Source organism: Actinomyces wuliandei, assembly GCF_004010955.1.
GTDB classification, from domain to species: Bacteria; Actinomycetota; Actinomycetes; order Actinomycetales; family Actinomycetaceae; genus Actinomyces; species Actinomyces wuliandei.
This window is the reverse complement of sequence record NZ_CP025227.1, coordinates 1,558,834-1,581,739: the sequence shown is the minus strand read 5'-3', so window position 1 is coordinate 1,581,739 and position 22,906 is coordinate 1,558,834. Positions and strand designations below refer to the sequence as shown.

The 22,906-nt window shown below is 69.6% G+C and carries 22 protein-coding genes; 18 read left to right on the top strand and 4 right to left on the bottom strand.

Going from position 1 to position 22,906, the window contains the following annotated elements; translation table 11 throughout:
• Positions 1-28: 28 nt before the first annotated feature.
• From pgsA to CWS50_RS06410, 16 genes are all read left to right on the top strand, one after another.
• On the top strand, positions 29-748 hold the full coding sequence (gene pgsA / locus CWS50_RS06485) for a phosphatidylinositol phosphate synthase (RefSeq protein WP_127842127.1): 720 nt from the start codon (positions 29-31) through the stop codon (positions 746-748).
• Complete coding sequence (locus CWS50_RS06480; RefSeq protein WP_243118202.1) at positions 745-1,833, top strand: phosphatidylinositol mannoside acyltransferase; 1,089 nt, start codon at positions 745-747, stop codon at positions 1,831-1,833. The genes pgsA and CWS50_RS06480 overlap by 4 nt, the downstream gene beginning before the upstream one ends.
• Positions 1,830-3,011 (top strand): glycosyltransferase family 4 protein, encoded by a 1,182-nt coding sequence (locus CWS50_RS06475; protein WP_127842126.1) that lies wholly within the window; start codon positions 1,830-1,832, stop codon positions 3,009-3,011. Before CWS50_RS06480 ends, CWS50_RS06475 begins: the two co-directional genes overlap by 4 nt.
• A gap of 2 nt (positions 3,012-3,013) precedes the next feature.
• Positions 3,014-3,859: a hypothetical protein gene (locus tag CWS50_RS06470; RefSeq protein ID WP_243118201.1), complete on the top strand. Its 846-nt coding sequence runs from the start codon at positions 3,014-3,016 to the stop codon at positions 3,857-3,859.
• Positions 3,856-5,124: a PrsW family intramembrane metalloprotease gene (locus tag CWS50_RS06465; protein WP_127842125.1), complete on the top strand. Its 1,269-nt coding sequence runs from the start codon at positions 3,856-3,858 to the stop codon at positions 5,122-5,124. The genes CWS50_RS06470 and CWS50_RS06465 overlap by 4 nt, the downstream gene beginning before the upstream one ends.
• Positions 5,125-5,327: 203 nt before the next feature.
• Positions 5,328-6,224, top strand: a complete 897-nt coding sequence (gene pdxS, locus CWS50_RS06460; RefSeq protein WP_127842124.1) for a pyridoxal 5'-phosphate synthase lyase subunit PdxS — start codon at positions 5,328-5,330, stop codon at positions 6,222-6,224.
• Positions 6,225-6,235: 11 nt separating this feature from the next.
• Positions 6,236-6,913: an NUDIX hydrolase gene (locus CWS50_RS06455; RefSeq protein WP_243118200.1), complete on the top strand. Its 678-nt coding sequence runs from the start codon at positions 6,236-6,238 to the stop codon at positions 6,911-6,913.
• A 234-nt stretch (positions 6,914-7,147) separates the two neighbouring features.
• Positions 7,148-7,912 (top strand): YebC/PmpR family DNA-binding transcriptional regulator, encoded by a 765-nt coding sequence (locus tag CWS50_RS06450; protein ID WP_127842123.1) that lies wholly within the window; start codon positions 7,148-7,150, stop codon positions 7,910-7,912.
• Between the two features lie 107 nt (positions 7,913-8,019).
• On the top strand, positions 8,020-8,625 hold the full coding sequence (gene ruvC, locus CWS50_RS06445; protein ID WP_127843307.1) for a crossover junction endodeoxyribonuclease RuvC: 606 nt from the start codon (positions 8,020-8,022) through the stop codon (positions 8,623-8,625).
• A 78-nt stretch (positions 8,626-8,703) separates the two neighbouring features.
• The gene (ruvA, locus tag CWS50_RS06440) at positions 8,704-9,342 is read left to right on the top strand and encodes a Holliday junction branch migration protein RuvA (RefSeq protein ID WP_127842122.1); all 639 of its coding nucleotides are present in this window, start codon (positions 8,704-8,706) and stop codon (positions 9,340-9,342) included.
• The gene (gene ruvB, locus CWS50_RS06435; protein ID WP_127842121.1) at positions 9,335-10,378 is read left to right on the top strand and encodes a Holliday junction branch migration DNA helicase RuvB; all 1,044 of its coding nucleotides are present in this window, start codon (positions 9,335-9,337) and stop codon (positions 10,376-10,378) included. Before ruvA ends, ruvB begins: the two co-directional genes overlap by 8 nt.
• A gap of 208 nt (positions 10,379-10,586) precedes the next feature.
• Positions 10,587-11,039, top strand: a complete 453-nt coding sequence (locus CWS50_RS06430; RefSeq protein WP_243118199.1) for a preprotein translocase subunit YajC — start codon at positions 10,587-10,589, stop codon at positions 11,037-11,039.
• Positions 11,040-11,113: 74 nt separating this feature from the next.
• On the top strand, positions 11,114-13,033 hold the full coding sequence (gene secD / locus CWS50_RS06425) for a protein translocase subunit SecD (RefSeq protein WP_127842120.1): 1,920 nt from the start codon (positions 11,114-11,116) through the stop codon (positions 13,031-13,033).
• Entirely contained in the window at positions 13,030-14,133 is a 1,104-nt protein-coding gene (secF, locus tag CWS50_RS06420; protein ID WP_127842119.1) for a protein translocase subunit SecF, read from the top strand. The genes secD and secF overlap by 4 nt, the downstream gene beginning before the upstream one ends.
• Entirely contained in the window at positions 14,130-14,687 is a 558-nt protein-coding gene (locus CWS50_RS06415) for an adenine phosphoribosyltransferase (protein WP_180342345.1), read from the top strand. Before secF ends, CWS50_RS06415 begins: the two co-directional genes overlap by 4 nt.
• A 138-nt stretch (positions 14,688-14,825) precedes the next feature.
• Positions 14,826-17,171, top strand: coding sequence for a RelA/SpoT family protein (locus tag CWS50_RS06410; RefSeq protein ID WP_127842118.1), 2,346 nt, complete (start codon positions 14,826-14,828; stop codon positions 17,169-17,171).
• Between the two features lie 84 nt (positions 17,172-17,255).
• Here CWS50_RS06410 and CWS50_RS06405 read toward each other — a convergent pair whose 3' ends face one another.
• Positions 17,256-17,891, bottom strand: coding sequence for a hypothetical protein (locus CWS50_RS06405; protein WP_127842117.1), 636 nt, complete (start codon positions 17,889-17,891; stop codon positions 17,256-17,258).
• A 174-nt stretch (positions 17,892-18,065) separates the two neighbouring features.
• Between CWS50_RS06405 and CWS50_RS06400 the strand changes: the two genes are divergently transcribed.
• Positions 18,066-18,938: a MerR family transcriptional regulator gene (locus tag CWS50_RS06400; RefSeq protein ID WP_243118198.1), complete on the top strand. Its 873-nt coding sequence runs from the start codon at positions 18,066-18,068 to the stop codon at positions 18,936-18,938.
• On the opposite strand, the gene CWS50_RS06395 is transcribed toward CWS50_RS06400, so the two are convergent.
• The 3 genes from CWS50_RS06395 to CWS50_RS06385 all read right to left on the bottom strand — a co-directional run bounded on the left by CWS50_RS06395 (position 18,935) and on the right by CWS50_RS06385 (position 22,314).
• The gene (locus tag CWS50_RS06395; protein WP_127842116.1) at positions 18,935-20,665 is read right to left on the bottom strand and encodes a DUF349 domain-containing protein; all 1,731 of its coding nucleotides are present in this window, start codon (positions 20,663-20,665) and stop codon (positions 18,935-18,937) included. The two genes, CWS50_RS06400 and CWS50_RS06395, sit on opposite strands and share 4 nt — an antisense overlap.
• A 225-nt stretch (positions 20,666-20,890) precedes the next feature.
• Positions 20,891-21,628 carry a hypothetical protein gene (locus tag CWS50_RS06390; protein WP_127842115.1) on the bottom strand — a complete coding sequence of 246 codons (738 nt, stop codon included), beginning with the start codon at positions 21,626-21,628 and terminating at the stop codon, positions 20,891-20,893.
• On the bottom strand, positions 21,547-22,314 hold the full coding sequence (locus CWS50_RS06385; protein WP_206610381.1) for a polymorphic toxin type 15 domain-containing protein: 768 nt from the start codon (positions 22,312-22,314) through the stop codon (positions 21,547-21,549). Before CWS50_RS06385 ends, CWS50_RS06390 begins: the two co-directional genes overlap by 82 nt.
• A gap of 184 nt (positions 22,315-22,498) precedes the next feature.
• On the opposite strand from CWS50_RS06385, the gene CWS50_RS06380 reads away from it, so the two are divergent.
• Positions 22,499-22,840, top strand: coding sequence for an aldo-keto reductase family protein (locus CWS50_RS06380; protein WP_243118197.1), 342 nt, complete (start codon positions 22,499-22,501; stop codon positions 22,838-22,840).
• Positions 22,841-22,906 lie beyond the last annotated feature (66 nt).

Genomic DNA, 22,906 nt, shown 5'->3' with positions numbered 1-22,906 from the left:
CGAGCACGAGGGAGGTGCTGAGGTAGCGATGCTGGGCAACCACGGACGCGGCCTGACCAGGGCATTGTTCACCCGGCCTGCCCTGGCCATGGCCAGGGCAGGCGTGACACCCAACATGCTGACCGTCGCCGGGACCGTGCTGTCGGTGTCCGCGGCGGTGCTCCTGCTGCCCCAGGGACGCTTTGTAGCCGGGCCGCTGGTGCTGGCTCTTGTGCTCGTGGCCGACTCCTTCGACGGGATCCTGGCCCGTGCCACGGGACGTGCCTCCGTCTTCGGCGCCTTCCTGGACTCCACGATGGACCGTCTTGCCGACGGCGCCGTCTTTGCCTCCCTTACTGCCTGGGTGGCGCTGCGCATGGAGGCCGGGCACCTGCGTACGGTGACACTCGTGACGGCTCTGTCCACAGTGGTCCTCGCCGGGGTCGTGCCCTACGCCCGGGCCAGGGCCGAGGCGGTGGGCGCCCAGGCCTCCGTCGGCGTGGCAGAGCGCACTGACCGTCTGGTGGTGGTGCTCCTGGCCACCCTTGCGGTGGGTCTGGGCGCCCCGTCGTGGGTGCTGACCCTCGGCCTGTCCTACGTGTGCCTTGCCTCCCTGGTGACCGTGCTTCAGCGGGTCCGTGCCGTGGCGGTCCAGACCGCCCCCGCCTCCTCAGCCGGACCAGGTCCTGACAGCGGCTCCGTCCCCGGGGTACCTGGTCCCGTCGTCCGGGAGGCCGATGGGACGGCAGCGGACGGGAGAGCCTCGTGAGGCAGGTCGGGGTGAGACAGGTCGGTGTCGAGGACCTCTACCGGTTCGCCTGGAAGGCTGTGCCCCGCCTGCCGGGCAGGATCGGCTACCCTCTCTTCCATGCCGGTGCTGACCTGGCCTGGGCGCTGCACCGGGTACGTGGCGGGAGCAAGGGCGTGGGCCAGCTGGAGAGGAACCTGGCCCGGCTGCTGGCGCAGCCTGCTGGTTCCCGCCAGGTGTCGCGCCTGTCCCGCCAGGCCATGCGCTCCTACATGCGCTACTTCTACGAGGCCTTTGCCCTGCCGTCGGTGAGTGCCAGCCAACTTGCGGCCCGGGTCCGGTTTGAGGGGGAGTTCCAGGTCCTGGAGGACCTGGAACACGGTAACGTCGTCCTGGCCCTGCCGCACACCGGGAACTGGGACCTGGTCGCGGCCTGGGCCTGCCGTGAGCTCGCCCCGGTGCTGACGGTGGCGGAGAGGGTGGAGCCTGAAGACCTTTTTGAGCAGTTCACGCGTTTCCGCGAGCAGCTGGGGCTGCGCATCATCGGTCAGGCCCGTGGTGAGAGGGTGTTTGACCGGCTCCTGGAGGCCGCCGGGCAGGACCGCTACGTCATCGCCCTCCTGGCTGACCGGGACCTGTCGTCCTCGGGGATCAGGGCTGAGCTGTGCGGGCACCCGGTCTACGTGGCCGCTGGACCGGCGGCCCTGGCGCGTCGGCTGGGTCTGCCGCTGTACACGGCGGTCATGTACTACGAGAGGCTGTCAGGGCGGCGGCGGCGTCAGGCAGGCTCGCCATGGGGGCTGGTCCTCAGTGTGCGCAAGGTCGAGGCCCCCGTCACAGGGACGGGGCACGACCAGGTGGCCGAGCACACGCGGGCCTGGGTGCGTGCCGTCGAGCCCCTGCTGGTGGAGCACCTGGTGGACTGGCACATGCTTCAGCCTGTCTTCGAGGAGGACCTGGACCCCGAGCGTCTGGCACGAGGCCGCTCCCGTGCTGCGGGGCACCTGGAGCGGCGTGGCGGGCCGCACGGGCAGCGCAGTGGCGAGCAGGCCGGTGAGGACAGCAGAGGCAGTACATGCTCTTCTGCCGTAGGTGAGGTGCCATGAGGGTCGGTATCGTGTGCCCCTACTCCTTCGACGCCCACGGCGGGGTGCAGGTCCATGTGACGGACCTGGCGCAGGAGCTGTCCAGGCGCGGTCACGACGTGTCCGTGCTGGCTCCGGCGAGCGAGGGCACCGATCTCCCAGAGTGGGTGACCAGTGCTGGCGACGCCCTGGCCATCCCTTACAACGGCTCCGTCGCCCGACTCAACTTCGGCGCGGCTGTCGCCCGACGGGCCAGGCGGTGGCTGGCGGCCGGGGACTTCGACGTCCTTCACATTCACGAGCCGATCACCCCGTCGGTGGGTATGCTGGCGCTGCAGGCCGCCACCGGCCCGGTGGTAGGAACCTTCCACGCGGCCATGGACCGCTCTCTGGCCCGCGAGCTGGTCTCACCTGCCGCCGTACCGCTGCTGGAGAAGCTCTCGGCGCGCATCGCCGTCTCCGAGGAGGCCCGCAGGACCCTCATCCAGCACCACGGCGGAGATGCCGTCGTCATCCCTAACGGGGTCAGTATTGCCCCTTTCGCCGCTGCCCCCAGGGACGATCCGCGCTTCCGGGGGACGGCCCAGGCTCCGACGATCGCCTTCCTGGGGCGCCTGGACGAGCCCCGCAAGGGACTGCCCGTGCTTGCTGACGCGGTGCCGACGGTCCTGGAGGCCTTTCCGGGTGCGCGCTTCCTGGTGGCTGGACGGGGACAGGCCCAGGAGGTGCGCGACCGCCTGGCCCGCTACGGGGACTCAGTGAGCTTCCTGGGAGGCGTCAGCGAGGAGGACAAGGCCGCCCTGCTCGCCTCGGCTTCGTGCTACGTGGCACCGCAGACAGGGGGGGAGTCCTTCGGGATCGTCCTGGTAGAGGCCATGGCGGCAGGTACGTCGGTGGTCGCCTCCGACATTACCGCCTTCTCCGACGTCCTGGGCGCAGGGCGCTACGGTGCTCTGTTCCCCTGCGGGGACCCGCAGGGCCTGGCCCGCGCCGTCATCACCACCCTGGGCGACGCCGAGGCTTCTGCCGCCCGTCGTGAGGCGGCGGCGGCCGTGGTCACACGCTACGACTGGCAGACGGTCACCGACGCCGTGCTCGACGTCTACGACATGGCCCTGTCTGCGGCTCACACGAGAGTGAGCCTGGGGCCGGGATCTCGTACCATGCTGGCGCGGCTGCGCGGTACGTGGGAGGACTGACCATGCCTTCGGCCACCTGCTCCTGTGTCTGCTACGTGCTGCACAACGTACCGACAGGGCTTCCCTCTGCCTGGGTCGGGACGGGTGCGGTGGCCTCCTCCCGGCAGGCGGGGCTGCTGGACTGGGGCGGGTGGAGCGGGCCGCTCCTCGTCGTGGTCCTCCTCCTGCTCCTCCTCCTGGCCCTTGGGTGGGCGCTGTACGCCCGCGCCGTGCGCGTGGACCGCCTGCACCGTCAGGTCCTCGGCGCCCGGGCGACCCTGGAGGCCCAGATCCTGCACCGGGCTGAGGCCGCCGCCGACCTGGCTTCCACAGGGGTCCTCGACCCCGCCTCCTGCGTGCTGCTGGCCCAGGCTGCCCGGGACGCCCTGGACGCGGAGGGACCGATCGTCAGCGACGGCCTGGACCCCGTCCCCCGGCTGGACTCAGCCTACGGCCAGGCAGGGCCGGCGGCCACACAGCACGGGCCGTCAGCCCCAGTTCCTGGTGCGCGGTCCACTAGGAGCCGTTCCCGTCCCCAGCTTGAGTCGGACCTCAGCCGAGTGATACGTACCGTTGTCGACGTGCAGGCCCGTGAGGACCTCAGCGGTAGCCAGCGAGGCTCACAGGCCCTGGCGCGGCTTGACCGTGCCTGCTACCGCATGGTCCTGGCCCGCCGGTTCCACAACACCCACGTGAAGCAGGCACGTGCCCTGCGGGAGCGGCCTGTCGTGCGTGTCCTGCACCTGGCTGGGCACGCACCTGTGCCACAGACCTTTGAGGCTGATGACGAGACGGCACCGGCAGGCCACGCCGACTCGGGGTCTCAGCAACCACGACCGCCGCAGGAGGAGCAGGAGGACGGGTCATGACAGTCCCTCCGCCTAGCCGGTCCTGGGCTCCCCGCAGCGGCTACCGGCGCCCTGGCGCAGACCATCCAGGCCTGTCAGGGACCCCGGGTGCTCCGGCGGGGAGCGCGGGTCCCGGGCAGGCTGCTGGCACCGGGCCCCCCGGGTGGGGGCGGGTGCCCGGCTCAGCCGACGGCGCCGCAGCACCCAGCCTCCAGGCCGCGCGGTGGCGCGAGGTGCTCTACTACGTCCTGGCCCTCCTGGGAGCAGCCGGGTTGGCAGGGATGCTGTGGATGATCTCCAGGTCCGCGTCAAGTGCTCCTGACCTGGTCCTGGTGGTGCTCCTGGCGGCAGTCCCCCTGCTCGTCGTGCTGGCCGTGGTCTTCTGGATCGACCGCTGGGAGCCTGAGCCTGCCAGGATGCTGCTGGTGGCCTTCTTGTGGGGCGCCGGAGTCTCGACGGCGGTCTCGCTGCTGGTCAACTCCGTGTTCGCGGCAGTTGTGGCTGACGCCACCGGAGACCTCCAGGAGGCCGAGGGGCTTGCTGCTGTTGTGTCCGCCCCGATCACGGAGGAGACGGCCAAGGGGCTCGGGGTGCTCGTCATCTTCCTGGTGTGGCGGCGTACCTTCAGCGGCGCCGTGGACGGGCTGGTCTACGCCGCCGTGGTGGCCGCAGGCTTCGCCTTTGCCGAGAACATCCTCTACTTTGTCGCCAACCGGGAGGACCTCCTCCTCGTCTTCGTGGTACGTGGCCTCTTCTCACCCTTCGCCCATGTGACCTTCACGGCGTGCACCGGGGTGGCGATCGGGGTCTCCGCCCGGAGACGGTCGAGGCTGGCGTGGGTGTGGTGGACCCCGGTGGGCCTGGTCGCCGCAGTCGTCCTCCACGCGTTCTGGAACGGGGTCGTCACCACCGCCCCCCAGTACTACCTTCTTGTCGAGGTTCCCTTCTTCCTGGCCTGCATCGGAATGGTGGTGTGGCTGCGCTGGGCGGAGCGCATGACGATGAGGCGTCGGCTGGACGACTACGGGCGTGCGGGATGGTTCTCCCCGCAGGAGGTCATGATGCTGACCACGGGGTCGGGGCGATCGGCGGGTCGCAGGTGGGCACGCACCCGAGGGCCTGCCGCGACCACCGCGATGAGCAGCTTTCAGAAGGGAGCGGCCGAGCTGGCCCAGCTGCGTCAGCAGGCGGTGGACGGGCACGCCGACCACGACTTTGCCGACAAGGAGCGTGAGCTCCTCACCCGGATCACCTCCAGTCGTCAGGTCTTCCTCGGGGTTGTGTGACTCCTGTGTGAGCGCCGTGAGAGCGGCGTGTGAGCAGGGAGACCTGGTGCAGGGCAGGAGCGGGACGCCTCCGGGGTGGGCCAGGAATTGTTGCGGTAGAGTGGAGCCTGCACCTGGCTGCCGCGTTGCGAGGCCCCTGGCCTGTGAGGACACGTCGTCCAGGTGCCCTGACAGAGTGACACTTCCAGGCGAACAGGAGAACCATGAACGCTGCACCTGCCTCTGCCAGCAGCCGAGCCGTCAGGAACGACATGATCGAGTCCCTCAAGGGCGGCGTCATTATGGACGTGGTCACCCCTGAGCAGGCGCGCATCGCCCAGGACGCCGGTGCTGTCGCTGTCATGGCTCTGGAGCGCGTCCCGGCTGACATCCGGGCGCAGGGTGGTGTGGCCCGCATGTCGGATCCCGAGCTCGTCAGCGCCATCATCGAGTCAGTCTCCGTCCCGGTCATGGCCAAGGCCCGTATCGGCCACTTCGTCGAGGCTCAGGTGCTGCAGTCTCTGGGAGTCGACTGCGTGGACGAGTCCGAGGTCCTGACCCCGGCGGACTACTCCCACCATATTGACAAGAGGGCATTCACGGTACCGTTCGTCTGCGGGGCGACCAACCTGGGAGAGGCGCTGCGCCGTGTTGCCGAAGGCGCTGCGATGATCCGCTCCAAGGGCGAGGCCGGGACGGGTGACGTCTCCAACGCGGTGAGGCACATGCGCTCCATCCGTGAGGAGATCCTCCGTCTGGCGGCCCTGCCTGACGAGGACCTCTACCTGGCAGCCAAGGAGCTGGGCGCGCCGTACGACCTAGTGGCTGAGGTCGCCTCGACCGGTCGTCTCCCTGTGACCCTGTTTACTGCAGGAGGAGTCGCGACCCCTGCTGACGCTGCCATGATGATGCAGTTGGGTGCCGAGGGCGTCTTTGTGGGCTCGGGTATCTTCAAGTCCGGTGACCCGGTCAGGCGCGCCCGCGCCATCGTGCAGGCGACGACCCACTTCAACGACCCTGCGGCTGTTGCCGAGGTGTCGCGAGGCCTGGGTGAGGCCATGGTCGGCACCAGCGCCGCAGACCTTCCTGCGCCGCACCGCCTGGCCGAGCGCGGCTGGTGAGCCCTGCTCCGGTGACGCCCGGAGCCCTGGCTGCCGACGGTCGCCGCGCGGACCTGGTGCCGCACGACTGGACCGACCTGCTGGACTCCCGGGAGTGGCGGCTGGGCCCCGACGGCCTGCCGTGCCGCCGTGCTGCCAGGGTGCTGGTCATGGCTGCCGGGGAGCAGGTGCTCCTCCTGAGGGGGCACGACACCGCCGACCCCTCCCACCGGTGGGTCTTCACTCCTGGCGGGGGGCTGCACCCCGGAGAGGGCCCCGAGCAGGCTGCGGTGCGTGAGCTAGCCGAGGAGACCGGGCTGGTTGTGGGCGAGGAGCACCTGGAGGGTCCTGTCGCCCGGCGTGAGGCCGTCTTCCGGTTCATGCGGGTCACGTGCCGTCAGCACGAGCTTTTCTACCTTCTCAGGCTCCCTGGCCCGGTGGCGGTTCGCAGGGACGGGTGGACCGATCTGGAGCGTGATGCCGTTGACTCCGTGGGCTGGTGGACCTTGGCTCAGGTGTCCCAGGTGCAGACCAGGGGCGAGGTGGTCTACCCGGTCTGCCTGGTCGGCGTCCTGCGTGACCTGCGTGCCGGCTGGGACGGCAGGGTGGTGGATCTCACCGATCCTGCTGACACTGGTTCTGTCCCCGGTTCTCACCCGAGTGGGGACGGTCAGGAGGGGCGGGAGGGGAATGCAGGCCCAGGAGGGTAGGGCGGGCGTCTTATGAAGACTCGCGCTGGTCTTGTGGCCTTGGGATGACGACGAGCCGGACGGTAGGATCAGCGCGGTTCGCACGGCTGCGTCCGTGTCGCCTCCGCTGTGAGGTTGCGGGGGGCCAACCGGGTACGTCATACCCTCGTCTTCGCGGCGGGTGCTGCCCCCCGGGGCACTGTCCGTCGTCCGCCAGGCCGTACCGGCCATCTGACGAACTTTCGAGGAGAGCACATGTCAGGTCACTCCAAGTGGGCCACAACCAAGCACAAGAAGGCAGTGATCGACGCCAAGCGGGGCAAGCTGTTTGCCCGCCTCATCAAGAACATCGAGGTGGCTGCCCGCACGGGGGGCGGAGACCCTGCGGGCAACCCTACCCTGTACGACGCGATCCAGAAGGCCCGGAAGAACTCCGTGCCCGCCGACAACATCACCCGCGCCGTCAGGCGGGGCAGCGGCGAGGAGGCCGGGGGAGCAGACTGGCAGACCATCATGTACGAGGGGTACGGGCCCGCCGGTGTCGCCTTTCTGGTGGAGTGCCTCACTGACAACCGCAACCGTGCCGCCTCCGACGTCCGTGTCGCCTTCTCCCGCAACGGCGGCAGCCTGGCCGACCCAGGGTCCGTGGCCTACAACTTCGCCCGCAAGGGAGTGGTCGAGGTGGCCAAGGCTGACGGGGTGGATGAGGACTCCATCCTGGCGGCCGTCCTGGACGCGGGGGCTGAGGAGGTCGAGGACGCGGGCGACTCCTTCGAGATCTACTCCGAGCCGGGTGACATCGTCGCCGTGCGCACGGCCCTGACGCAGGCCGGGATGGACTACGACTCCGCAGAGGTCCAGTTCGTGGCCGGGACCAAGGTCGAGGTGGACCTGGAGGCCGCCCGCAAGGTGCTCCGGCTCGTTGACGCCCTGGAGGACTCCGACGACGTCCAGAACGTCTTTACCTCCGTCGATATCTCTGCCGAGGTCGCCGCCGAGCTCGACTCCGGCGAGGAGTAGGGGCTCGTGCCGGAGGACGAGGGGCGCGCGGCACGCAGCGGGAGGACCCGGTGACCCCGGGGCCGGTCTCCCAGCGTGCCCTGGTGGCTCAGCAGAGGGTCCTCGGTATCGATCCCGGGCTGACACGCTGCGGCCTGGGCTGTGTCGACATCGATCCTCGTCGCCGGGTGCGGCTGGTGGAGGTAGGGGTTGTCCGTACCTCGCCGCAGAGCAGCTCGGAGCAGCGTCTGCTGGCTGTCGCCGAGGCCATTGAGGACTGGATCGCCCGCCTGGGGCCCTCGGTCGTCTCCATCGAGCGCGTCTTCGCCCAGGAGAACCTGCGGTCCGTCATCGGGGTGGCTCAGGTCATCGGCGTGGCTATGGTCGCGGGTGCCCGGGCCGGCCTTGAAGTGGCCCAGCACACTCCTAGCGAGGCGAAGGCGGCTGTCACCGGGTCCGGCAGGGCGGACAAGGTCCAGGTCCAGCACATGGTGACGCGTATCCTCAGGCTGGGCTCCCCGCCCCAGCCGGCAGACGCCGCCGACGCCCTGGCCCAGGCGATCTGCCACGGCTGGCGCGGTGGTGGCGGTGGAGCGGACGACGCCGGAGAGATGGTCTCGGCAGGGGGAGCGGTGCGGGTGTCGGCCCGCACCCCGGCGCAGCGCCAGTGGGCTGCGGCGCAGGCGGCTGCCCGACGTACGGGTGCGGTCGATCCTCGCCGGGTGCGGCGGTGATCCTGCTCCTCCCGGGCACGGCCTGCTATGCTCCGAACAGGTGTTCGAGATCCTCGTGGACAGGAGCTGGGCTCACACATGATTGCCTCACTGCGCGGTGCCGTCCTTGACATCTCCCTGACGGGTGCCGTAATCGAGACTGGTGGCGTGGGGATGAGCGTGCAGGCCACGCCCACCACCCTGTCCTCTCTCAAGGTGGGCAGGGAGACCCTGGTGCACACCGAGCTGGTGGTGCGGGAGGACTCCCTGACTCTCTACGCCTTCATCGACGCCGACGAGCGTGACTGCTTCCGTGTGCTCATGGGGGTGCGCGGGGTCGGGCCCAGGCTGGCCCTGGCGATGCTGGCTGTCCACACCCCTGACGCGCTGCGCAGGGCTGTGGCGGACCAGGACGTGGCTGCTCTCAGGAGGGTCCCCGGCCTAGGTCCCAAGGGGGCGCAGCGGGTCATCATCGACGTCGGTGACAGACTGGGTCCTGCCGCCGGGGAGGTCTCCGTGCCTGGTGGCGGCCTGGACGACCAGGTGGTCGCGGTCTCCGGCGAGCCCAGCCCCGACGTGGTGGCCGCCCTGGTCCAGCTGGGCTGGAACGAGGCGACCGCTCGCGAGGCGGTCAGCGCCGTGGAGGCGGAGACCGCCGCAGCCCCCGGGCAGGCCGTTGACGTGGCAGCCCTTCTCCGGGCGAGCCTGAGGTGGCTGGGAGGTTCCCGGCGTGGGTGACAGCGGTGCGGTCGGTGGCGACCAGCGGCTGGTGGCGGGGGCGGCTGACGAGCTCGAGCGTGCCGCCGAGGCGGCGCTGAGGCCACGAAGACTGGAGGACTTCACGGGCCAGGAGGTGGTGCGTGGCCAGCTCTCCGTGGTACTGCGCTCTGCGCTGGCCCGCGGTGTCACGGCTGACCACGTGCTGCTGTCCGGCCCCCCTGGCCTGGGGAAGACCACCCTGGCCATGATCATTGCCAACGAGGTCGACGGTGCCCTGCGGCTGACGTCGGGACCTGCGATCCAGCACGCTGGCGACCTGGCGGCGGTCCTGTCCTCCCTGGAGGAGGGCGACGTCCTCTTCATCGACGAGATCCACCGTCTGGCACGGACCGCCGAGGAGATGCTCTACCTGGCTATGGAGGACTTCCGGGTCGATATCGTGGTGGGTAAGGGACCCGGTGCCACCTCCATCCCCCTGTCGCTGCCTCCCTTCACCGTGGTCGGGGCGACCACGCGTGCTGGGCTGCTTCCTGCTCCCCTGCGTGACCGCTTCGGGTTTACCGGCCACCTGGACTTCTACGGGCCCGGCGACCTGACCCGCATCCTGCGGCGCAGTGCCGGCCTGCTAGGTGTTCACCTGGAGGAGGAGGCTGCGGACGAGCTGGCCCGCCGGTCCCGGGGCACACCACGGGTGGCCAACCGCCTCCTGCGACGGGTGCAGGACTGGGCGGAGGTCCACGGTGCTCCCGGTCGGCTGGACCTGTCGGCGGCTCGCAGCGCCCTGGAGGTCTTCGAGGTTGACGCCCTGGGGCTGGACCGCCTGGATCGTCAGGTGCTGCACGCCTTGTGCACCCGCTTTGGCGGCGGTCCCGTCGGGCTGGCTACCCTGGCGGTCAGCGTGGGGGAGGAGCCGGAGACGGTTGAGACCGTCGCGGAGCCCTACCTGGTGCGGGAGGGCCTGATGGTGCGCACCCCTCGTGGCCGTGCGGCGACGTCTGCTGCCTACGAGCACCTGGGGCTGGTGCCCCCTGCCGAGGGGACGCTGTTCGGCTAGAGTGCTGCCCGGCCCAGAAGCACAGGGGGAGGGCCGCCTCTGCGGCCGTCAGTCTGTACGCACCCGGGTGCGGTCCGGCTCTGGAGCGGGACAGCAGATGTGCCTAAGCCCTCGCCCGAAGGCACTGGTGTCCAGGACGAGGTGTCCTAGACTCCCCCCGTTGGCCTGTGCCAGGGACAGGTCCTGATCGCGATACGGGGAGGCTGTCGTGGAACTGATCTTCATGCTTGTTGTCATGATGGGGGTCTTCTGGCTGTTCTCTGTGCTTGGCCGCAGGCAGCAGCAGAGAATGGCTGACGAGCAGGCACGGCGCACCGAGGAGGCTCTCGTTCCTGGAACCTGGGTGCGTACGACAGCCGGCTTCTACGGCAGGGTCGTCGAGGCCGACGGGGACGTCGTCACCCTCGCCACACCTCTGGGCGACGAGACGCTGTGGGCCAAGCGCTCCATCGTCGGTGCCGAGGAGCCTCCCTTCGCCTCCGTGGACGAGGACGACGAGCCTGAGGGCGAGCAGCTGGACCAGGACGGAGGCGAGGCCGGTGGCACCGTCCCCGGCAGAGACGCGGAGGCTGGTGCGGAGGACGCGGAGGTCCATGAGGAGGCTGACGACAGTGGTGAGGAGGCCGACACGGCCGGGGGCCAGCGGGAGCCACGGTCCTGAGACCGTACCCGAGACGTGACTACCTCGGCTGACAGGTGTCGGCGGGACCGGAGTACTCACCAGGAAGGGGCCAGGTGTCCAGAAAGCAGCGCAGACGTCCGGGGCGTCGTCTTCTCATGGTTGTCCTTGTCATTGTGGTCGGCTTCGGCATGCTGGCGGTGGGGGCGGTGAGAGGGTGGACCTCCATGACCCCGGGCCTGGCCCTCGACCTCGAGGGGGGCACCCAGATCATCCTGACCCCCACGACGACCGACGGCTCACAGGTCACGGACTCCGACGTGGACCAGGCGATCGACGTCATCCGTCAGAGGGTGGACGCCTCCGGGGTCTCAGAGGCTCAGATCTCTCGCCAGGGCGGGCAAAACATCGTGGTCTCCCTGCCTGGTGCGCCTGACGAGCAGACCCTCGAGCTCGTCCGCACCTCTGCGGTCATGTACTTTCGCCCGGTGATCAGGGCCATTCAGTATAATGCCCACCTGATGGCCCAGGCGCAGAACCAGCAGGCCGCTGCCAGCCAGGGCAGCACCGCTAGCGCTGAGGAGAGCGCCGCTCCCGAGGAGGGCGGGCAGGAGCCGACGCCGGAGGCCACCACCGTCACTGCGGAGGAGGTCGCCACGAGCTATGCCGACGTGGACGGAGACGGCACGATCTCCTCGGACCCCCTTCCCGAGACCTCGCAGGACGCCTCCTCCGACTCCTGGATCAGTGAGCAGCTGCTCTACGAGGCGTACATGACGGACTGCACCCAGGCGGACAACCTCACCGGGGAGACGCAGGACCCCTCTGTCGCCGTGGTCTCCTGCTCCAGGGACGGCTCTCCCGGAGCCTATGTCCTGGGGCCGGCAGAGATCGCGGGCACCGAGCTGTCCAACGCCGTCTCCGGCCTGGAGACCACCAGCCAGGGCTCGACCACGAGCAACTGGGTGGTGTCCCTGGAGTTCAACTCCGAAGGGACTCAGGCCTTCTCGGACCTCTCGGGACGGCTCATCGGCTACCGCGACACTGCATCGGTGTCCGCCGACGGCTCACCGAGCACCGACGCGGAAAAGGCACAGTTCGCAATCGTCCTGGACGGCCTGACCATCATGGCCTCGGGATTCAACGCGGAGGTCACCTCCGCGATCACCGACGGCAGGGTCCAGATCACCGGCGACTTCACCCAGGACCAGGCAGCCACGCTGGCCAACCAGCTGTCCTTCGGGTCCCTGCCCCTGAGCTTCACCGTCCAGTCCGAGCAGCAGGTCTCGGCGACCCTGGGGACGGAGCAGCTGCGCAACGGCCTCATCGCAGGACTCATCGGCTTCATCCTCATCATTGTCTACCTGGCCTGGCAGTACCGCGGGCTCATGGTTGTCGCCCTCTCCTCCCTGCTGGTGGCGGCAGCCGTCACCTACCTGGTCATCGCGCTTCTGAGCTGGGGGATGGGCTACCGGCTCTCACTGGCCGGCGTGGCCGGACTGATTATCGCCATCGGCGTCACAGTGGACTCCTTCATCATCTACTTTGAGCGAGTCCGTGACGAGGCACGCCAGGGCCGCACCCTGGCCACGGCCGTTGACGAGGGGTGGAAGCACGCCCGGCGCACAGTTATCGTCTCCGACACCGTCAACATCCTGGCTGCAGTGGTGCTGTACTTCCTGGCCGTGGGCGGGGTCCAGGGATTCGCCTTCACCCTGGGGGTGACCACGGTGGTCGACCTCGCGGTCATCGTCCTGTTCACCCACCCCTTTATGGAGTGGCTCCTGCGATTCCGCTTCTTCAGCGAGGGCCACCGGCTCTCCGGGCTTGACCCCGAGCGCCTGGGGGCGACCTCGGTCTCGGCCTACGGCCGCGGGCGTGAGGCACTCGCCCGGGGCGTCACGAGATCCCTGGCACGTCGCAAGGCCGAGGCCCGCAGCACCGCCCACCGGGCCGTGGCTGACGACGCGGGTGCCGGTACCGATGGCGAGGCCCATGACGCTCTCGCAGGGACAAAGGACGGTGAGGCCAAATGATGTCTCTGGCCAGTCTCGGTAACGAGCTCTACTCCGGCAGGACCTCCATCCCCTTCGTCGGCAGGAGGCGCACCTGGTACACTCTCGCGGCCCTCATCGTCGTGGGGTCGGCGGTCCTGCTGGCCACCGTGGGCCTGACCCCCGGGATCGACTTCAGGGGCGGCTCGGAGCTGACCGTCACCGGCCTGCCCAGCCCGCAGGTAGGCCCTGCGGACGAGGTCATGAGCGACAACGGCCTGACCACCGGGACGTCGGTGACGACAATGGGCTCCTCCTCGGTGCGCATCCAGACCACTGAGCTGAGCAAGAGCCAGCTGGACGCGGTCTCGGCTGACCTCGCCAGCGCCTACGGGGTGGAGCCTGCCGACGTGGCCGCCACGACGATCGGCCCCACCTGGTCCTCCGACGTCACTACCAGGGCCGTCAGGGGCCTCCTCATGTTCTTCCTCCTGGTGACCCTGCTGATATGGGCCTACTTCCGGACCTGGAAGATGGCTCTGGCAGCACTGGTGGCCCTGGTGCACGACGTCGTCGTCACCATCGGCGTCTACGCACTGTCCCGCTTTGAGGTCACTCCCGCCACCATTATCGGTGTCCTCACCATCCTGGGGTACTCCCTGTACGACACCGTCGTCGTCTTCGACAAGGTCAGGGAGAACACGGAGGGGTTCGAGTCTCAGACCCGCTCGACCTACGCCGAGCTCGCGAACCTGGCTGTCAACCAGAGCTTTGTCCGCTCGCTCAACACCTCGGTCGTCGGTGTGCTGCCGGTGGCATCCCTGCTCGTGGTCGGCACGCTCGTCCTGGGAGCGGGAACTCTCAGCGACATCGCCCTGACACTGTTCATCGGTATGATCGCGGGGACGCTGTCCTCGCTCTTCCTGGCCACACCGCTTCTGGTGGACCTGCGCTCACGGGAGAAAGCCGTCAGGTCCCAGGCCAAACGGGTCGCCGCCGCCCGTCAACGGCGTGTTGAGGAGGCTGGTGACGACCCCGAGGCTCTTGCCACCCTGGTGTCCGCGCCTGCTGCCTCGCCCCTGAGGCCGGGGTACCACCGTGGCGTCTCCGCCCAGCCCAAGAAGAGGAGAAGGCAGCCGTGACCATCGCCGAGACCCGCGCCGTCAGCGTCCCCGCCTCGCTGTCGCAGCTGGTCAGTGACCACCTGCGAGTCGTCCCCGACTTTCCTGAGCCCGGGGTCCTCTTTCGTGACATCACCCCGCTGCTTGCTGACGGCGCAGCCTTCCGCGAGCTCGTCGAGGGGCTGGCAGACCACTACCGGGGCCGTGTGGACGCCGTGGCCGGCCTGGAGTCCCGAGGGTTCATCCTGGCCGCACCTCTGGCTGTGCGGCTGGGTATCGGCATGGTGACGGTGCGCAAGGGTGGCAAGCTGCCCGGGCCTGTGATCGGAGTGGACTATGAGCTGGAGTACGGGACGGCCCGTATGGAGCTGCGACCGGACAGCGTTGTCAATGGCTCACGGGTTCTTGTCATCGACGACGTCCTGGCCACCGGAGGTACCGCCGCCGCCTCGATCGCCCTCATCGAGCAGGCGGGTGCCCGGGTGGAGGCTGTGTGCATGCTCCTGGAGCTCCAGGACCTGGGGGGACGCTCTGTGCTTGCGGGACGGCACATCGACTCGGTCGTGACTGTGTGAGGGAGAAGTGGGGGAGCCGGGTACGGCTCCAGTGGTCCCGGTGACGCCGATCCTGACACTGTCCGTGGTGCGGTCGTATACGTCTCATCATGGGGTGCCGTCCGACGATGAGGGCGGTTTCACATATATCATGCGCTAATGACTGAGACCAAGACGACCCCGGACACAGGGGGCGATAGCGTCGTCCCAGGTTCGCGCGTGCGCAGCCGTCTGGCTTGGTTCGGAGGTCGGGGGCACTCCACACCGGCTGCCATCGAGCCGCTGCTGCGGGCTGTGCGGGCCAACCACCCCAAGGCGGACACCGATCTCATCGTGCGGGCCTATGAGGTGGCAGAGAAGGCGCACTCGGGGCAGCGTCGCAAGTCCGGGGAACCCTACATCACGCATCCGGTCGCGGTCGCGACCATCCTGGCCGAGCTGGGGATGACCCCTCAGACCCTGGCAGCGGCTGTGCTCCACGACACCGTCGAGGACACCGACTACACTCTGGAGCGCCTGCGCGGGGACTTCGGCGACGAGATCGCGCTGCTTGTGGATGGCGTCACCAAGCTCGACAAGCTCCAGTACGGAGAGGCCGCCCAGGCTGAGACCGTGCGCAAGATGATTGTCGCCATGTCGCGCGACATCCGCGTCCTGGTCATCAAGCTGGGTGACCGCCTCCACAACGCCCGCACCTGGAAGTACGTCTCCGCTGACAACGCGGCCCGCAAGGCCAAGGAGACCCTGGAGATCTACGCGCCGCTGGCCCACCGGCTGGGTATGAACACGATCAAGTGGGAGCTGGAGGACCGGTCCTTCCGGGCTCTCTACCCGGGGGTGTACGAGGAGATTGAGCACATGGTGGCCGAGCGCGCCCCGGCGCGGGAGGAGTACCTGCGCAAGGTTCGCCTCCAGATTGAGGAGGACCTGAGGGTCAACAAGATCAAGGGTGTGGTCACGGGAAGGCCTAAGCACTACTACTCGATCTACCAGAAGATGATTGTGCGTGGCAAGGACTTTGACGACATCTACGACTTGGTGGCCGTACGTGTCATTGTCGACTCCGTCCAGGACTGCTACGCGGTCCTGGGAGCGCTGCACTCCCGCTGGACCCCGATGAGCGGACGCTTCAAGGACTACATCGCGGTCCCTAAGTTCAACCTCTACCAGTCCCTCCACACCACGGTGCTCGGGCCCGGAGGCAATCCCGTGGAGATCCAGATCCGGACCCACGAGATGCACCGGATGGCGGAGTACGGGGTCGCGGCGCACTGGAAGTACAAGCAGGACCCTCATGCCTCAGGCCCGAGGTCCCCCAGGAGCCAGGGCGCTGGCTCGGACCAGGCGGAGATGGGGTGGCTGCGCCAGCTTGTGGACTGGCAGAAGGAGACCCAGGACCCTGCCGAGTTCCTCGACGCCCTGCGCTACGAGATGGCAGGAGGGCAGGTCTACGTCTTCACCCCCAAGGGCGACGTGCTCTCGCTGCCCTCGGGAGCCACGCCGGTGGACTTCGCCTACGCCGTCCACACCGAGGTCGGTCACCGCACGGTCGGTGCACGGGTCAACGGGCGCCTGGTACCGTTGGACACGCGCCTGGACAACGGGGACTCCGTCGAGGTCTTCACCTCCAAGGCCGTCAACGCGGGCCCGTCACGGGACTGGCTGTCCTTCGTCGGCTCGAACAAGGCGCGCAACAAGATCCGCTCCTGGTTCTCCAAGGAACGTCGCGAGGAGGCTATTGAGGAGGGCAAGGCTGCGATCGCACGGGCCATGCGCAAGCAGAACCTGCCCATCCAGCGGCTGATGAGCCACGACTCGCTCATGGACGTGGCCAAGACCCTTGACAAGGGAGATATTGACGGCCTTTACGCTGCGGTCGGGGAAGGCCACGTCTCCGCCCACCACGTCGTGGACACCCTGGTCGCCGCCATGGGGGGGGAGGCTGGGGCGGAGGAGACCCTGGCTGAGGGGGTGCTGCCCACGCGTGCCGCCAGTGTACGGCGCCGCTCCCGGGGCGGCGACGCCGGGGTGATAGTCGCCGGGATGGAGGCGGGTGACATCTACGTCAAGCTGGCACGGTGCTGTACCCCAATGCCCGGGGACCCGATCCTGGGCTTCATCACTCGCGGGTCGGGGGTCTCGGTGCACCGTGCGGACTGTCAGAACGTGGACCAGCTCCAGCGCGAGCCGGAGCGGCTGGTCGGGGTCTCCTGGGCGGACCACGCCCACTCCGCCTACCTCGTCCAGGTGGAGGTCGAGGCCCTTGACCGTGGTGGTCTCCTGGCTGACATCACTCGTGTCCTGGCTGACGGCCACGTGAACCTTATGAGCGCGCATATCGGCACCAGCCGGGACCGGGTCGTCACCGGCCGGTTCGTGGTCGAGCTGGCTGAGGCGGGGCACCTTGACCACACCCTGTCCGCGCTACGGCGTATTGACGGGGTGTTTGAGGCGCGTCGGGCAGCACCGTCGGCATCTGCGGCCCGCAAGGCTGCGCAGGCGTGACGCCCCCGACTGGCATGTGGCATGCTATCTGCCCGTGTGCCTCCCCGGCTGCTCCCACCGTCGGCCCCGTGAGTGTGGGGCCGGTCACCCTGCGGGCTGCTGCCCGCCCGCAGTCTTGCCCCCGGCCCGCTCCGGTGGCATGACGGCGTTGATAATGTGTTGAGCCCGGGGTCGGCCAACGGCACCCGCGCCCTGGCAGTGCGTCAGCGCCAGGAGCAGCTGGACCCGGTTGGCTCCCGCGTCGCGTGCCCGCATCACCGCGCGTACCGCCTCTGCCGGGGGCGCCAGGCGGGCTACGTCGACACAGGCCCGCTCCAGCGTGGCGCAGCGCAGACCCGCGATGGTCTCCGTGTCTGCCGACGGCAGACGGGTGCGGCGAATGTCGAGGGTGCGCCACCTGCCTCTGGCGTGGCCCGTGGCGGCAACTGTGAGCCGCTGAGGACACTGGTCACCGGTGTGCACCCACAGAGCGGTGGGTCCGATCACAGTCGCGCCCTCAGGAACCTGCCAGGTGATGGCACGCATCCTCCCCTCGGGCGAGGCCAGGGTGTCCACCGGGTGGCAGCGGCCCAGGACCTGGACCAGGACCTGGCTGTCCAGGTGGTGGCAGCGCAGCACGCTGAGCTCCTCGTCCTCCAGCGCCGCCAGGGCCGGTGACAGAGGGGAGGCTGCGAGGTAGGCCAGTGCGGCGTGGCCGCAGACGGGGACGGAACGTGCCATGCCCCTATGGTGGGCTTCCTCCAGCACCTGGGCCAGCGTGTAAACGGTGCCTGTGGACAGCTGCGTCACCTGCACCTGGCTTGACCCTGACGCAGGGTGAGGCAGGACCATAGGACTGTGAAAGAGTGTTGTTGTGAGGCCAGGAGCGTCGCGGGAGCGGACAGGGACGGGTCGGTGCCCAGGCACGTCATGATGACGGTGGGGGAGGTCGCTGTACTGCTGAGAGTCACCGTCCGTACGCTGCACCACTGGGACGACGTCGGTCTGGTCCGGCCCTCTCGGCGTAGCCGGGCGGGGTACCGGCTGTACTCCTCAAGGGATCGTCAGCGCCTTGAGCAGGTCCTTGTCTATCGCGAGGTCGGTGTGCCGCTGGCGCTCATCGGCCGACTCCTGGACGCCCCGCACACGGAGGTGCTGGCTCACCTGGCACGCCAGCGTGGGCACTTGGAGGAACGTGTCCGCCAGCTGTCGCGGAGCCTGAGCGTCATCGACTCCATGATGGAGAGGACAGAAGCGATGAAGGAAGCGATGAAAAAGGAGAGGAATGCCGAGGAAGAGCCGCAACGGCTACCGGAAGACATGAGGGCCGCCGTGGCCGGGCTCTGGGGGCACTTCTGGGGACCCGCCTGGGATCCTGCCCACGCGTATGAGGCTGAGCGGTGGTGGGGAGATATCTGGCAGTGGGCGCAGGCTGCCCACCGACAGGCGTCCATGACCTGGAGGGACTGGGAGCAGGCCTGCCAGGAGTCCGAGGCGCTGGAGACCGAGCTGGTCGAGGCAATGCGTCGTGGCGTTGTCCCGGGGAGCCCGGAGGCCTGTGCCCTGGCTGAGCGCCACCGGAGCGACCTCAGCCGCTGGTTCGACGTCTCGGTGTCGCACCAGGTGCTCATCACGCGTCTCTACGAGAAGGACGAGCGTCTTCGCCGCCACTACGACCACCGTGCCCCAGGGCTGGCGACCTGGCTCCGGCAGGTGGTTGAGGCACGTGCCAGGAGCCAGGGCCTTGACCCGGAGACGGCACGGTGGTCGCAGGGCTGCGGCGGCTAGGCCCGGGCTGAGCGCCGCACCTGCTCCAGCCAGGCGCGTCGCGCGGTCAGGGCCGCCTCCGCCTCAGCCACCTTCTTGGAGTCGCTTGCGGCCCGTGCAGCGGCCAGGTCCGTCTCCAGGGCGGCAATGGCGTCCTGGAGCTGGCCAGCCAGGCCCTCGGCACGTGCCTTGGTCTCGGGGTCGCTACGGCGCCACTCGGCGTTCTCCGCCTCACGCACGGCGTCCTCGACAGCACGCATCCGTCCCTCGATCCGGCGCACGGCACCGCGTGGAACCTTGCCGGCATCGTCCCAGGCGTCCTGGATGGGGCGTAGCGCCTTCCTGGCTGCCTTGACGTCGGTGACCGGCACCAGCGCCTCCGCCTTGGCCAGGAGCGCCTCCTTGACCTTGAGGTTCTCAGCGAGCTCGGCGTCGGCGGCCGCGTCCTTGGCCCGGCGGGCGTCAAAGAAGACCTGCTGGGCGGCGCGGAAACGTGCCCACAGGGCGTCGTCCTCCTTGCGGGAGGCGCGTCCGGCCTTCTTCCACTCCTCCAGGAGGTCGCGGTACTTGGCTGAGGTCCCCGCCCAGTCTGTGGAGCCCTGGAGCTCCTCCGCCCGCTTGATGAGTGCCTCCTTGGCTGCGCGGACCTTGGCCTGCTTGGCGTCCAGCTCGCTGAAGAACTGGCGGCGATGGCGGTCAAAGGTCGTGCGGGCGTGGGAGAAGCGCTTCCACAGGCCGTCCTCGGTAGGACGGTCCAGCCGGGGACCCCGGCGTTGCGCCTGCTTCCAGGAGTCCAGGAGCTCACGCAGTTCGGCCCCGGAGGTCTTCCACTGGGTACGAGCAGGGTCCTGGGCCGCGATGGCCTCGGCCCGCTCCACGATAGCCGTGCGGTCCTTGAGTGCCTGCTCCTTGGCGGCGGCCCGCTCCGCAGCCACCGCCTCACGGCGCTCGGCAGCGACAGCCTTGAGCGCGGCGAAGCGCGAGCGCAGTCCGTCAAGGTCGCCGACAGCCGCAGGTTCCTTAAGGGAGGCCTCCACAGACTTCAGGGTGGAGTCGATCTCCCGCACACTGAGTTGGGGCAGGCGGGTGGCGAACAGGTCCACCGTCGACTTCAGGTCCAGGAACCGGCGCACGTAGAAGGCCATCGCCTCGGCGACGGGGACGTCGGGGAACTGGCCGACCTCACGCTCGGTACCGCCGTCCTGGACGTAGACCCTTCCTTCTCCGTCTACCCGGCCCCACTTGGCGGCGTCCATCGCCTCCTGCGGGTCCACGGTCGGTTCTGACGGGGCAGACGGAACCTGGGCGGCCTGGGCAGCAGGCGGGGTCAGACTCTCCTCACCCTTGGTGCCGTCCGGCCCCTCGTTCTGTGCCGGAGGTGCTGGGGACGTCTCGGCAGGCTCCGGGGAGACGGAGGAGCCCGAGGGCTCAGGGGTCTCAGGGGCGCCGGAGGGGCTCGCCTCCTGCGTCTGGGGCGCCTCACCGCTGTCCTGATCGTCGCCCTGGTCGCTGCCCTGTGCCTGTGTTGTTGTCTCGGGGGCAGCGGGGCTGTCAGCGTGTTCTGTGAGGCTGTCTGCCGCGAGGCTGTCCGTTCCTGCGCGGATGCTGTCTGTCTCAGTGGACTCAGCACTCTCGGTGGTCTTGGCGGCCTCTGTGCCCTGGGCGGCCTCGGAGGTCGGCTCCTGTGGTGCCTCGCTCGGTGCGGTATCGGGCTGGAGCCCGGTGGTGGGCTGTGTCTGCTCGGACACGGGGGTGCTCCTTCATCAGTTGACGGGGTGGAGGCCCGGGCGGGCCTCGCTTCCGTACGCGACCGGCGGCAGGGTCGGCTGGTGACCCAGCCACCGGAAGGCGGCAGTGCCAGGAAGTCTACGTCGTTGTCCCGTGGGGGGCCAGGCCTCATAGCGGTGGGCTGCCAGTTCCCGAGGTGGCTGGCCCAACCTAGAACCGACATAGGCCGGTGGCTTAGCGGCCTCTTAGCGGCCCAGGCCTCGGTTGCGTCGGTGGTTTCGGGTGGGGGTCTGGTGTGGGGTGGGGGGCTGGGCGGCTTGGGCGACACGGGCCTTGATGTCGGCCAGGATCTCCTCGGGGGTGGTCTTGTGGCCCGGCTGGCCCGGCCCGTCCGTGCGGGGCTGCTGGCCCGTCCGGGACGGTCTGGGGTCTGCCTGGGGCTGTGCTGGTGGTGTGCGTGCGGCGGTGGTGGGTGGGTGGGGGAAGGAGGTCTCGCGCAGGCGGGCGGTGCGGGAGAGGTCGGTCCCGGTGGGTGCCTCGCGTGCGGCCCGGGGCTGGGAGGGCTGCTGGGCGCGGGTGTCCTGGCTCATCTGCTGGACGCGGGCCTCGATGTTGGCCAGGACCTCCTCGCGGGTGGTCTTGTGGCCCGGCTGGCCCGGCCCGGGCGTGGTGGTGCCCGTGTGGGGTGGCCTGGCCGGGGTGGTGCCCGTGTGGGGTGGCCCGGGCGTGGTGGCGCCTGTGTGGGTGGTGCCCGGCTGGGGCGGCTGGCTGGTGGTGGGCTGGGCTGGTCCCGGCTGCTGGTCCTGGTCGGGCTCCTGCGCCCGGGGTGGTGGGTGCCAGGGGGTGTGGCCGGTGGCGAGGTGGGTGGGGGTCCATGGTGGCCCCCGGGGGCTGGTGGCACTCATCTGCTCCCGGGTGCGGGGCTCCAGCACCACCTGGCCGTGGCGCAGGTCCTGGGCCAGGGCCGGGGAGGCGGTGAGCACCGCGCGCACCAGCAGGAGGCGCACCCGCGCCCGCTGGTCCGGGGGGGGACCTGGAGGGTGGCCTGCTCCAGGACCGTGGCCACGGGCCTGCCCTGGCCGCCGATGGAGGAGCTGACCGCCCCGTGGCCCAGGGAGGGCCACCCCTCGGTGGTGGTGGCGGGCTGGGAGGGGCCGTAGGTGACCTGGTCGGGCTCGTGGAGCACCACCAGCGCCCGGTCCACCTCCCGCGTCGCGGCCTGGGCGTCCTCCCAGGAGAGGTGGTGCACGTGCACCAGGTCGCCCACGACCTCCTCCATGAACTCCTTGCGCCTATTCCTGGTGGTCTTGGAGGTGGGCTGGCGGCCCTGTGCCCTGTAGGCGCGGATGCCCTCCAGCAGGCGCTGCGCGCTGAGCAGGGACAAGGCGGAGAGCTGGCGGTCGAGCTGGCGGGTGAACTCCCAGGCCAGCTCCTGGGTGGAGTGGTGGTGGCCGGTGTGGAAGAACACCTCCACCGGCACCCGCGAGTGCCACCCCAGCGGGCTGGCCGGGGCAGCCACCGACCCCTCCCACACCAGCACCCCCTGCCCACCAGCCCGCCCCCGGGGTGAACATGTCAGACGCCACCAAGGCGGTACCCGCGCCCCCGCCACCGCCGTGGCCAGGGACCTGTCCACCACCACCGCTGTGGCCGGGGGCAGCGCCACCACCGGGCACACCGCCGCGGCCTGCGGGACCAGCAGTGGCGGTGGTGGGGGTGGGTGGGCGCCCGCGCCCGAGCCAGCGGGGCCGACCCCGCCAGCGCCCGGCCATCACGACCCTGCTCCCGGGACGTGGGGGCCACCGGGCCTCAGCCATGGCCCCCACATCGACGACAAGCCCTGCTCCCGGGACGTGAGGGCCACCGGCACCCTCACCGCTGTCGTCGCCGGGGCCACCAGCACTGCCCGGGCCGCCCGCCCCCTCGTCGCTGCCGCGTTCACCGCGCTCCAGCTGCGGGAGTCCTACCTCCGCCACAGGCCAGACGTCGAGGTCGAGGGGGAGAACCACCCGCACGGCATGATGACTATCGGGAGCAAGGACTTCGCCGTCAGGAACGGGCTCGACCTGTGGGCCTACACGCCGCTGCTCACCGGTCTCTACGAGTACCCCGACCGTCCTCTGCCCACCGCCTACGAGCACCCCGGGACCTACGCCAGGCTGGAGGCGCTGACGGCCCTCAACGTTGTCGACTGACCCCCTGCTCCCGTCCCGCCCCGGGGTGGGGAGGGCGTGGGGAAGGCGGGCGCGCGTAGTCTGGGT